Below are 12,229 nucleotides of genomic sequence, written 5' to 3'. Positions count from 1 at the left end.
CTGCAAAGGACCGCAGGAAGTTTATATTCTTCCAAACTGGTACGACCAGCTGTGGCAAGAGTGGACTGGGCAAGTCGTTCGGGCTAATGATGCGGCACTCCGCCGCAGCTGGCGTGCTGAGGGTGAACAACGAGAGCAACCGACTGCCATGAATATTCTCTACGACGAACGCATCGACGGCGAGCTGCCCAAGGTGGACAAGGCCGCGCTGCTGGCCGAGCTGCAGGCGCAACTGCCCGATCTGGAGATTCTCCACCGCCTCGAGGATCTCAAGCCCTACGAGTGCGATGGCCTCTCCGCCTACCGCACCACGCCGATGCTGGTGGTGCTGCCCGAGCGTATCGAGCAGGTCGAAACGCTTCTCAAGCTGTGCCACCAGCGGCGTGTTCCGGTGGTCGCCCGTGGTGCCGGCACCGGCCTGTCCGGTGGGGCGCTGCCGCTGGAGCAGGGCATCCTGCTGGTTATGGCGCGCTTCAACAGGATTCTCGAAGTCGACCCCGCCGGGCGCTTCGCCCGCGTCCAGCCCGGCGTGCGCAACCTGGCGATCTCTCAGGCTGCCGCGCCTTACGAGCTGTACTACGCGCCGGACCCGTCCTCGCAGATCGCCTGTTCCATCGGCGGCAACGTCGCCGAGAACGCCGGTGGCGTGCACTGCCTGAAGTACGGTCTGACCGTGCACAACCTGCTCAAGGTGGAGATTCTCACCGTCGAGGGCGAGCGCATGACGCTGGGTTCCGACGCGCTGGATTCCCCAGGCTTCGACCTGCTGGCGCTGTTCACCGGCTCAGAGGGCATGCTCGGCATCGTCACCGAGGTGACGGTCAAGCTGCTGCCCAAGCCGCAAGTGGCCAAGGTGCTGCTGGCCGCGTTCGATTCGGTGGAGAAGGCCGGGCGCGCGGTGGGCGATATCATCGCCGCCGGCATCATCCCCGGCGGCCTGGAGATGATGGACAACCTGTCGATCCGCGCCGCCGAAGACTTCATCCATGCCGGTTACCCGGTGGATGCCGAGGCTATCCTGCTCTGCGAGCTGGACGGTGTCGAGGCCGACGTGCATGACGACTGTGCGCGGGTCAGTGACGTGTTGAAGCTGGCCGGCGCCACCGAAGTGCGCCTGGCCAGGGACGAAGCCGAGCGCGTGCGCTTCTGGGCCGGACGCAAGAACGCTTTCCCGGCGGTCGGGCGGATTTCGCCGGACTACTACTGCATGGACGGCACCATTCCACGCCGCGAATTGCCGGGCGTACTCCGGGGCATTGCCGAGCTGTCCGAGCACTATGGCCTGCGCGTGGCCAACGTGTTCCATGCCGGCGACGGCAACATGCACCCGCTGATCCTCTTCGATGCCAACCAGCCGGGCGAGCTGGAACGCGCCGAGGACCTGGGCGGCAAGATTCTCGAACTCTGCGTGAAGGTCGGCGGCAGCATCACTGGCGAGCACGGTGTGGGCCGCGAGAAGATCAACCAGATGTGCGCTCAGTTCAACGCCGACGAGCTGACCCTGTTCCACTCGGTGAAAGCAGCCTTCGACCCGACCGGCCTGCTCAACCCCGGCAAGAACATCCCGACCCTGCATCGCTGCGCCGAATTCGGCCGCATGCATATCCACAACGGCGAGCTGCCCTTCCCCGAACTGGAGCGCTTCTGATGACGGTTTCATTCGACGCCAGCGAGCAGTTGCTGGACCAGGTCAACCAGGCGCTGGCGAGCAAGACGCCGATGTGCATCCAGGGCGGCGGCACCAAGAAATTTCTCGGTCGCGCGGTCGAGGGACAGCTGCTGGACGTGCGCGCCCATCGCGGCATCGTCAGCTACGACCCCACCGAACTGGTGATCACTGCCCGAGCCGGCACCCCGCTGGCCGAGCTGGAAGCCGCGCTCGACGCCGCCGGGCAGATGTTGCCCTGCGAGCCGCCGCATTTCGCCGAAGGCGCCACGGTCGGCGGCATGGTCACGGCCGGGTTGTCCGGGCCACGGCGTCCGTGGAGCGGTTCGGTGCGTGATTTCGTCCTCGGCACGCGGGTCATCACCGGCCAGGGCAAGCACCTGCGCTTCGGTGGCGAGGTGATGAAGAACGTCGCCGGCTACGACCTGTCGCGCCTGATGGCTGGCAGCTTCGGTTGCCTTGGTGTGCTCACCGAGGTGTCGCTCAAAGTGCTGCCCAAGCCGCGCCTGAGCACCGGCCTGCGGCTGGAAATCGATCTGGAACGCGCCCTGCTCAAGCTCGCCGAATGGGGCCAGCAGCCGGTGCCGATCAGCGCCGCCAGCCATGACGGACAGGCGCTGTACCTGCGTCTGGAAGGCGGCGAAGGCTCGGTCAACGCCGCGCGCGAGCGCATTGGTGGCGAGGATCTTGGCGCCGTCTACTGGAGCGATCTGCGCGAGCAGCGTCTGGCCTTCTTCGCCGATGCCAGGCCGTTGTGGCGTCTGTCGCTGCCCAATAACACACCGGCAGTCGTGTTGCCCGGCGAGCAGCTGGTGGACTGGGCCGGCGCTCAGCGCTGGCTGAAGAGTGACGCCAGCGCCGAGACGGTGCGCGCCATCGCCAGCGAAGTCGGCGGTCACGCCACCTGCTTCACTGCCGGTGCCGTGGCCCAGCCGTTCCAGCCGCTGGCCGAGCCGCTGTTGCGCTACCACCGCCAACTCAAGGCGCAGCTCGATCCGCAGGGGATTTTCAACCCTGGCCGCATGTATTCCGAGGTCTGACGACGTATGCAAACGAACTTGAGTGAGGCCGCGAAGAAGCTGCCGCGTGCCGAGGAAGCCGAGAGCATCCTGCGCTCCTGCGTGCATTGCGGTTTCTGCAATGCCACCTGCCCGACTTATCAGTTGATCGGCGACGAGCTGGACGGCCCGCGTGGACGCATCTATCTGATGAAGCAGATGTTCGAAGGTGGCGAAGTCACCGAGAGCACCCAGCTGCACCTGGATCGCTGCCTGACCTGCCGCAACTGCGAAACCACCTGCCCCTCGGGGGTGCAGTACCACAACCTGCTGGATATCGGTCGCGACTTCATCGAGCAGCAGGTGCCCCGCACCCTGGGCGAGCGCCTGGTACGTGGTGGCCTGCGCGCCGTGGTGCCACGTCCGACGCTGTTCAAGGCACTGCTGACTACCGGCAATGCCCTGCGTCCGCTGATGCCCGCCAGCCTCAAGGCGCACCTGCCGCGCCAGGTGCAGCCCCCCGTCGAACGACCACAGGCCATCCATGCGCGCACCGTGCTGATACTCGAAGGCTGCGTGCAGCCGAGCCTGTCGCCCAATACCAATGCGGCCACCGCACGGGTACTGGATCGGCTCGGGATCAGCATCACGCCCATTCGTGAAGCCGGCTGTTGCGGTGCCGTGGACTATCACCTCAACGCCCAGGAAGCTGGCCTGGACCGCGCACGGCGCAATATCGACGCCTGGTGGCCGAGCATCGAGGCGGGTGCCGAAGCCATCGTGCAGACCGCCAGTGGATGCGGCGCCTTCGTCAAGGATTACGGTCACCTGCTGCGTGACGACCCGGCCTATGCCGTCAAGGCCGCGCGGGTCAGTGCTCTGGCCAGGGATCTGGTCGAAGTGCTGCGTGATGCGGAACTGGAAAAGCTCGACGTCAAGGCGGACAAGCGCATGGCCTTCCATTGCCCTTGCACGCTGCAACACGCACAGAAGCTGAGCGGCGCGGTGGAAGATGTGCTCACCCGTTTGGGCTTCCAGCTCACCGCCGTACCGGACGCGCACCTGTGCTGTGGTTCGGCGGGCAGCTATTCGATCACCCAGCCGGAGCTGTCCAAGCAGTTGCGCGACAACAAGCTGACTGCGCTGGAAAGCGGCAAGCCGGAAGTCATCGTCACCGCCAACATCGGTTGTCAGACCCATCTCGACGGTGCCGGTCGCACGCCGGTGCGGCACTGGATCGAGATCGTCGAGGAATCGATGACCTGAAACTGCCTGCAAGCAATCGATCGGAGTACCCGCTATGAGCAAAGCCTTGCGCCTGGACCGGCTGCGCCGGTTCGTCACCGAGTTTGCCGCCCTGCTGGAGGGGCGGCCTGCTGAGGCGGTACTTCTCGATCAGGGGCAGACATTGTTGCGGCAACTGGTCGAGCACGACGACTGGTTGCCCGAACAATACGCGCAACCGCACCCCGAGCATTACCTGCAGTACCTGTTGCATGCCGATTCGCTGCAACGCTTCTCGGTGGTCAGTTTCGTCTGGGGACCCGGTCAGCGCACGCCGGTACACGACCACCGGGTCTGGGGCATGATCGGCATGCTGCGCGGTGCCGAACTTGGCCAGCGCTTCGAGCGCCAGGCCGACGGTTCGCTGCTGCCCTGCGGCGAGCCGCTGCGGCTCGAACGCGGCGAGGTCGAATGCGTGTCGCCGACCCTCGGTGATATCCATCAGGTCAGCAACGCCTTCGATGACCGTGTCTCGGTCAGCATTCATGTCTACGGCGGCAATATCGGCGCGGTGAAGCGTGCGGTCTATCAGGCGGATGGCAGCGAGAAGCCGTTCATTTCCGGCTATAGCAACGAGCATCTGCCCAATATCTGGGATTTGAGCAAGGAAGCCTGAGCGAGCGGACGTTAACCCGCCCGCTCGTTATTCAGTGGGTCAGAGGAGACGTCAGCAGACTGGCTTCGATGCTCTTCTCCAGGCGGATGGCGATGAATTTCGAGGTGGGCGTATGGCTCCCCTCGCCATGGCTTTCCAGCGGGACCAGAGGATTGGTCTCCGGGTAATAGGCGGCCGCCTGGCCGGGTGGCGTGTCGTAGGGCAGCAGCGTCATGCCGGTGATGCGGCGCTCGATGCCGTCATTTCAGAGTGAAATCACATCGACTTTCTGTCCGGGCTCGTAACCCAGCCGCTGGATGTCCTGCGGGTTGACGAAGATCACCTCGCGCATGCCCTTCACGCCCCGGTAACGGTCCTCCAGGCCATAGATGGTGGTGTTGTACTGATCATGCGAGCGCAGGCTCTGCAGGATCAGGTCCGGGGTGACGCCCAGGCTGCGAATCTGCTGCGGCAGCAGTTCATCGGGCAAGGCGTGGGCGCTGAAGGCCGCCTTGCCTTCAGGCGTATTCCACTGTCGGCGGGAGGCGGCGTTGCCCAGATAGAAGCCTCCAGGTTGATGCAGTTTTTGCTCGAAGTCGGCGAAGCCGGGGATGGTTGCGGCGATCAGCTGGCGAATGCGTGGGTAATCCTCGACCAGCCAGGCCCAGTCGACCGGCTGGGGGCCGAGCGTCGCCGCGGCGATACCGGCGATGATCGCCGGTTCCGAACGCATCAGGGGCGACAGTGGTTCCAGCTGGCCATGGGAGGCATGGACCATGCTGAACGAGTCCTCGACCGTCACCGCCTGCGGTCCGCATGCTTGCCGGTCGATGTCGGTGCGGCCCAGGCAGGGCAGGATTAGCGCCTCGTGCCCGCAGGTCAGGTGGCTGCGGTTGAGCTTGGTGCTGATCTGCACGGTGAGTTCGCAGTTCTGCAGCGCCTGGTGGGTGCGGACGGTATCGGGCGTGGCCTGGGCGAAGTTGCCGCCCAGCGCGATGAAGACTCGGGCCTGGCCGGTGAGCATGGCGTTGATCGCGGCGACCGCGTTGTGCCCAGGCTGGCGTGGCACGGCAAAGCCGAAATGCTTTTCCAGCGCATCGAGAAACGCCTGCGTCGGCTGTTCGTTGATGCCCATGGTGCGGTCGCCCTGCACGTTGCTGTGACCGCGCACGGGGCACAGGCCGGCGCCGGGCTTGCCGAGGTTGCCGCGCAGCAGTGCGAGGTTGGTGATTTCCTGGATGGTCGCCACCGAATGCTGATGCTGGGTGATGCCCATCGCCCAGCAGATGATCACCCGTTCGGCATCGGCATACAGGCGTGCGGCCTGCTCGATCTCGCTGCGGGCAAGCCCGGACTGGGTTTCGATCTGCTCCCAGGACGTCGCCTCGACGAGGGCCAGGTAGGCGTCGAGTCCCTGCGTATGCTGGGCAATGAAGGCATGGTCGAACAGCCCCGGCTGCTGTTTGGCCTGCGCCTCGCGTTCCCATTGCCAGAGGTATTTGACCATGCCGCGCACCAGCGCCATGTCGCCACCGAGATTGGGCCGGAAGTAGGCGGTGCTGGTCGCGCGGTCCCGGTTGGAGAGCATCTCCAGCGTCTTCTGCGGATGCTGGAAACGCTCCAGGCCGCGCTCTTTCAGCGGATTGAACGCCACCACGCGGGCGCCGCGCTGGACGGCTTCGCGCAGCGGCTCGAGCATCCGCGGGTGGTTGGTACCAGGGTTCTGGCCGAGCACGAAGATCGCGTCGGCATGCTCGAAATCCTCGAAGCTGACGGTGCCTTTGCCCACGCCGATGCTCTGCCCCAGCGCCACGCCACTGGCTTCGTGACACAGGTTCGAACAATCGGGGAAGTTGTTGCTGCCAAACGCCCGGACGAACAGTTGATAGAGGTAGGCCGCCTCGTTGCTGGCGCGCCCGGAGGTGTAGAATTCGGCCTGGTTCGGGTCGTCCAGGCGCTTGAGGTGACCGGCGATCAGGGCGAAGGCTTCGTCCCAGCCGATGGGGTGGTAGCGGTCGCTGGCGCGGTCGTAACGCATTGGCTCGGTCAGGCGCCCCTGATATTCGAGCCAGTAATCACTCTGCTCGCGCAGTTGGCTGACGCTGTGACGGGCGTAAAAGGAGGCGTCGACGCGGCGCTTGGTGGCTTCCCAGTTCACCGCCTTGGCGCCGTTCTCGCAGAATTTGATCGGCCCGGTCTCGGCGGATTCGCCCCAGGCGCAGCCGGGACAATCGAAACCGCCATGTTGATTGGTCTTGAGCAGGGCGCGGATGTTCTTCAGCGCGTTATCGCTACCGAGCCAGTGTCCGGTCACGCTTCGCAGCGCACCCCAGCCGCCGGCTGCGCCGGCATAGGGTCGATAGCGGGCGGCAGGCTTGAAACGATCGTGACGGGACATGCGGTGCCTCGCGAACTGAAGGGGATTGCTCATAAGGCTGGAGCGTTATACCTCCAGTCGATGACAATAACCGATTCCTGACCGCGTAGGATGAGCGCGGTGCCTGGCCATCCTGCGTTGCATCCGAACTGTCAACGCGCCAGGTCCGTGACACCATGCGAGAGTCGGAGCAAACTCGTCTTGCTCTTCACATACGGAAATCCGTATATTCGCATTTCCGTATATCCAAGCCCTAACCATGATCACGCCTCCCGATGTCTTCAAGAGCCTGGCCGACGAGACTCGCGCTCGCGCCACCCTCCTGATCGCCAACCTGGGCGAACTCTGCGTCTGCGAGCTGATGTGCGCCCTGGGTGACAGCCAACCGAAGATCAGCCGCCACCTCGCCCAACTGCGCAACAGCGGCCTGCTGCTGGATCGCCGGCAAGGCCAGTGGGTGTACTACCGCCTCAATCCGGAGCTGCCCGCTTGGGTACAGGAGCTGCTGCACGTGACACTTCAGGCCAACGTCGACTGGCTGCAGCACAACCTTTCCCGCCTGCAGAACATGGACGGCCGTCCCGTCCGCGATGCCGCCTGCTGCTGACCCCACCTGAACGAGTCATCCATGCTGATTGCCGTTGCCGTATTCGTCTTCACTCTCGTGCTGGTCATCTGGCAACCCAAGGGCCTCGGTGTGGGCTGGAGCGCCGCCATCGGTGCCGCCATCGCCCTGGGCGTCGGGGCTGTGTCATTACAGGACATTCCCGTTGTATGGGCCATCGTCTGGAATGCCACCGCCACCTTCATTGCCATCATCATCATCAGCCTGCTGCTGGATGAGGCCGGCTTCTTCGAGTGGGCGGCCTTGCATGTGGCGCGCTGGGCCGGGGGCAGCGGCCATCGTCTGTTCTGCTTCTGCGTACTGCTGGGTGCGGCTGTTTCGGGGCTGTTCGCCAATGACGGCGCGGCGCTGATCCTTACCCCCATCGTCATGTCCATGCTCATCGCCCTGCGCTTCTCACCCGCCGCGACCCTGGCGTTCGTCATGGCCGCCGGGTTCATCGCCGACACCGCCAGCCTGCCGCTGGTGGTGTCCAACCTGGTGAACATCGTTTCCGCCGACTATTTCGGGCTGGGCTTTTCCGAGTACGCCTCGGTGATGGTGCCGGTGAGCCTGGCCAGCGTTGCCGCCACCTTGCTCGTGCTGTTCCTGTTCTTCCGGCGTGACCTGCCGCAACGCTACGCGCTCGATTCGCTGCAGGAGCCGAAGACGGCCATTCATGACCGCGCCACCTTCGTCATGGGCTGGTGGACGCTGCTGGCATTGCTGGTCGGCCTCTTCGCCCTGGAGCCCCTGGGTATTCCAATCAGCGTGGTGGCCGCTGCCTGTGCGGCGATACTTTTCGCCGTCGCAGCCCGAGGTCATCGGATTTCCACCCGGCGCGTACTGCGCGGAGCACCCTGGCAGGTGGTGGTGTTCTCACTTGGTATGTACCTGGTGGTCTACGGCCTGAAGAATGCCGGCTTGACGGACTTTCTCGCGCTGCTGCTCGACGGCCTTGCAGAACAGGGCCTCTGGAGCGCTGCCATCGGTACTGGCGTGCTGTCAGCACTGCTGTCCTCGGTGATGAACAACATGCCCAGCGTGCTGATCGGTGCGCTGTCGATCCAGGCCAGTGGCGCCGAGGGCATCGTCCGCGAGGCGATGATCTACGCCAACGTCATCGGCTGCGACCTCGGCCCGAAGATCACCCCCATCGGCAGCCTGGCTACGCTGCTCTGGTTGCACGTACTGGAGCGCAAGGGCATGCGCATCACTTGGGGTTACTATTTCAGGGTCGGCATCCTGCTGACCTTCCCGGTGCTGTTGATCACCCTTTCGGCTCTGGCGCTACGCCTGAGCCTGAGCCTTTGACGGTCGCCCCGGCGGCAGGGGCTGCGATGTTAGCGCTCAGGACTGGTAGGACCAGTTTTTTGGAGGCCGTGAGGAGGTGGCTCAGCAGGAGATCGTCCGGCACTGGCGGAGCACGATTACTTCGACGGTTGCTCCGCAGAAGTTTCTGCACATGACCCGTTAACCTGCGACAGCGCGGGGTTTTCTTCTGGTGTGTGGCCTGTTTATTCCTCCGTCCTTCCCTGCAAAATGCCAAGAACGCAAAAACCAGGCCGAACTCACCGATAGCCTAAACTGGTAGGACCAGTGGCTTGGCCCATGGACTGTAGCGTCGTTTGGAACAGATAATGAATCTTATGTTCAGGCGCGGCGCGCGCCTGCGCTCCGATGGCACGTGTCCGGAAGGCTCACGTCGCAACGGATTTCGCACCGAAGACATGATTGCGCGGTCTAGTTAGGGTTCTCGCCTGGATGGAAGTGCTTGGGCAAGTGGCGGGTTCGTATCCGCTCGAGGACGGAATCGGAGTGAACCGCGCAACGCCTGTCCACAGAGAGCCGTCGATGCTGTGCCAGCCATTCCACGACGGTCATATTCGAGCCCTATAACGGGCGGCATGTGCTGCGTTCACGTGTTCGCCCGAACGTTTCAAATCTCTCCATAACACTTCGAAGGAAGAGCATATGAAAACCAAAGCCGTACTGAGCCAGACCGAAGTCGCCAGCATTCTCGCCGCAGCACGTAGCGAAGCGCAGAACAACGGCTGGGCCGTGACCATCGTCGTCGCGGATGACGGCGGTCATCCGCTGGCGCTGGAGCGCCTTGATGGCTGTGCGCCCATCGCTTCTTACATTGCTACCGAGAAGGCGCGCAGCGCTGCCGTCGGTCGCCGCGAAACCAAGGGCTACGAGGACATGGTCAACGGCGGTCGCAACGCCTTCCTGTCCGCGCCGGTGGTCTGCTCGCTGGAAGGTGGCGTACCGGTGATCGTCGATGGCAACGTGATCGGCTCGGTGGGCGTCTCCGGCGTGACTGCCGCACAGGATGCGCAGGTTGCCAAGGCCGGCGTCGCCGCCCTCGCCAACTGACCCGGATAATAAAAAGGAGAACGACTGATGACCGAACGTGTAACCCTGGGCCGCCTGCAAGTCGCGGCCAACCTGCAGCGCTTCATCGAAGACGAAGTGCTGGCCGGCACCGGCGTCGAAGCCGCGGCCTTCTGGAGCGGCTTCGATCGGCTGGTCCACGACCTGGCGCCGAAGAATCGCGCGCTGCTCGCCGAGCGCGACCGCCTGCAGGCCGAGCTGGACACCTGGCACAAGGCCAATCCGGGCCCGATCGCCGACATGCCGGCCTACCGCGCCTTCCTCGAATCCATCGGCTACCTGCTGCCGGAGCCGGGCGAGGTGAAGGTCAGCACCAGCAACGTCGACAGCGAAATCGCCAGCCAGGCCGGCCCGCAGCTGGTGGTGCCGATCGGCAACGCCCGCTACGCGCTGAACGCCGCCAACGCCCGCTGGGGTTCGCTGTATGACGCGCTCTATGGCACCGACGCCATCTCCGAAGAGGGTGGCGCGCAGAAAGGCCCGGGCTACAACGAAGTGCGCGGCGCCAGGGTCATCGCCTTCGCCCGCAACGTCCTCGACCAGGCTGCGCCGCTGGCCGAAGGCAGCCATGCCGATGCGACCAACTACCGCGTGCAGGACGGCCAGCTCAAGGTCACCCTGGAGAACGGCAGCGTCACAGGCCTCGAGCAGCCGGAAAAATTCGTCGGCTATCAGGGCGAGGCCGTCGAGCCCACCGCCGTGCTGCTGAAGAACAACGGCCTGCACATCGAGATTCAGATCGACCCGAACAGCCCCATCGGCCAGACCGATGCCGCCGGCGTCAAGGACCTGCTGATCGAAGCCGCCGTGACCACCATCATGGACTGCGAGGACTCCACCGCCGCCGTCGACGCCGACGACAAGGTGCTGGTCTATCGCAACTGGCTGGGCCTGATGAAGGGCGATCTGACCGATACCTTCCAGAAGGGTGGCCGGGCGATGACCCGCCAGCTGAATCCCGACCGCCAGTACACCGCCGTCGATGGCTCCAGCCTGACCCTGCATGGTCGCTCGCTGCTGTTCATCCGCAACGTCGGCCACCTGATGACCAACCCGGCGATCATCGACGGCGAGGGCCACGAGATCCCCGAGGGCATCCTCGATGGCGTGGTCACCAGCCTGATCGCCAGGCATGACCTCGAGCGCCGCGGCAACTCGCGCACCGGCAGCGTCTACATCGTCAAGCCGAAGATGCACGGTCCGGCCGAAGTCGCCTTCACCGACGAGCTGTTCGGTCGCGTCGAAGACCTCATCGGCCTGCTGCGCCACACCCTCAAGGTCGGCATCATGGACGAGGAGCGTCGCACCAGCGTCAACCTCAAGGCCTGCATCGGTGCCGCGCAGAACCGCGTGGCCTTCATCAACACCGGTTTTCTCGACCGCACCGGCGACGAGATGCACAGCATCATGGAAGCCGGCGCCGTGCTGCGCAAAGGCGACATGAAGGGCACTGCCTGGATTCAGGCCTACGAGCGCAACAACGTGCTGGTCGGCCTGAACTGCGGCCTGCGCGGCAAGGCGCAGATCGGCAAGGGCATGTGGGCCATGCCGGACCTGATGGCCGCCATGCTCGAGCAGAAGATCGCCCATCCCAAGGCCGGCGCCAACACCGCCTGGGTCCCGTCGCCCACCGGCGCCACCCTGCATGCGCTGCACTACCATCAGGTGGACGTGCAGGCGGTCCAGGCCGAGCTGGAGAAGATCGACCTGGCCAGCGAGCGCGAGCAGCTGACCAACGACCTGCTGACCATTCCGGTGGCGCCGCAGCGCAACTGGAGCGCCGAGGAAATCCAGCAGGAACTGGACAACAACTGCCAGGGCATCCTCGGCTACGTGGTGCGCTGGGTCGAGCAGGGCGTCGGTTGCTCCAAGGTGCCGGACATCCACGATGTCGGCCTGATGGAAGACCGCGCTACGCTGCGGATCTCCAGTCAGCACCTGGCAAACTGGCTTTACCACGGTGTTGTCGGCGAAGCACAGGTTCGCGAAACTCTGGAGCGCATGGCCAAGGTGGTCGATCAGCAGAACGCTGGCGATCCAATCTACCGGCCAATGGCGGCAGACTACGCGCAATCTATTGCTTTTCAGGCGGCTTGTGATCTGGTATTCAAGGGGCGTGAACAACCGAGCGGCTACACCGAACCCCTGTTGCATGCCTGGCGCCAGCGCTTCAAGCAGCAGAATGGCGGTTGAAATAGCTCAATGACTGGCTTGTCTGGTTATTGGTAAGACCAAGCCCCGAACGCCTGTAAGCCTTCGGGGCTTTTTGAGCATGGGGGGCCGGTCGGCCTATGTCGATCGGTGCCTT

The 12,229-nt window shown here is 64.4% G+C and carries 8 protein-coding genes and 1 pseudogene; 8 read left to right on the top strand and 1 reads right to left on the bottom strand.

Translation table 11 applies throughout. The features are described 5' to 3' along the window. The first annotated feature begins 148 nt into the window (after positions 1-148). Genes glcD through ACYCFC_RS16210 form a run of 4 tightly spaced genes read left to right on the top strand, consistent with a single transcriptional unit; the run spans position 149 to position 4,564 of the window. Positions 149-1,648, top strand: coding sequence for a glycolate oxidase subunit GlcD (gene glcD, locus ACYCFC_RS16225; protein WP_459652225.1), 1,500 nt, complete (start codon positions 149-151; stop codon positions 1,646-1,648). Continuing rightward, the gene (gene glcE / locus ACYCFC_RS16220) at positions 1,648-2,706 is read left to right on the top strand and encodes a glycolate oxidase subunit GlcE (protein ID WP_459652224.1); all 1,059 of its coding nucleotides are present in this window, start codon (positions 1,648-1,650) and stop codon (positions 2,704-2,706) included. The genes glcD and glcE overlap by 1 nt, the downstream gene beginning before the upstream one ends. 6 nt (positions 2,707-2,712) lie before the next feature. Beyond that, positions 2,713-3,930: a glycolate oxidase subunit GlcF gene (glcF, locus tag ACYCFC_RS16215; protein ID WP_459652223.1), complete on the top strand. Its 1,218-nt coding sequence runs from the start codon at positions 2,713-2,715 to the stop codon at positions 3,928-3,930. 34 nt (positions 3,931-3,964) lie between these two features. Beyond that, positions 3,965-4,564: a cysteine dioxygenase family protein gene (locus tag ACYCFC_RS16210; RefSeq protein ID WP_181084733.1), complete on the top strand. Its 600-nt coding sequence runs from the start codon at positions 3,965-3,967 to the stop codon at positions 4,562-4,564. Positions 4,565-4,595: 31 nt separating this feature from the next. Here ACYCFC_RS16210 and ACYCFC_RS16205 read toward each other — a convergent pair. Beyond that, positions 4,596-6,941 (bottom strand): annotated as a pseudogene (locus ACYCFC_RS16205) (FdhF/YdeP family oxidoreductase). A gap of 238 nt (positions 6,942-7,179) precedes the next feature. Here ACYCFC_RS16205 and ACYCFC_RS16200 point away from each other — a divergent pair. The 4 genes from ACYCFC_RS16200 to ACYCFC_RS16185 all read left to right on the top strand — a co-directional run bounded on the left by ACYCFC_RS16200 (position 7,180) and on the right by ACYCFC_RS16185 (position 12,114). Next, a complete protein-coding gene (locus ACYCFC_RS16200) occupies positions 7,180-7,527 on the top strand; it encodes a metalloregulator ArsR/SmtB family transcription factor (RefSeq protein ID WP_181084729.1) in 348 nt (115 codons plus the stop codon). A gap of 21 nt (positions 7,528-7,548) precedes the next feature. Then, entirely contained in the window at positions 7,549-8,838 is a 1,290-nt protein-coding gene (locus ACYCFC_RS16195) for an arsenic transporter (RefSeq protein ID WP_459652222.1), read from the top strand. A 660-nt stretch (positions 8,839-9,498) separates the two neighbouring features. Beyond that, the gene (locus tag ACYCFC_RS16190; protein ID WP_181084721.1) at positions 9,499-9,903 is read left to right on the top strand and encodes a heme-binding protein; all 405 of its coding nucleotides are present in this window, start codon (positions 9,499-9,501) and stop codon (positions 9,901-9,903) included. 27 nt (positions 9,904-9,930) lie between these two features. Further along, entirely contained in the window at positions 9,931-12,114 is a 2,184-nt protein-coding gene (locus tag ACYCFC_RS16185; protein ID WP_459652221.1) for a malate synthase G, read from the top strand. Positions 12,115-12,229 lie beyond the last annotated feature (115 nt).

Source organism: Stutzerimonas sp. NM35, assembly GCF_054604355.1.
Note: the sequence above shows the minus strand (reverse complement) of the source record. Positions and strands in the feature narration are given on the sequence as shown.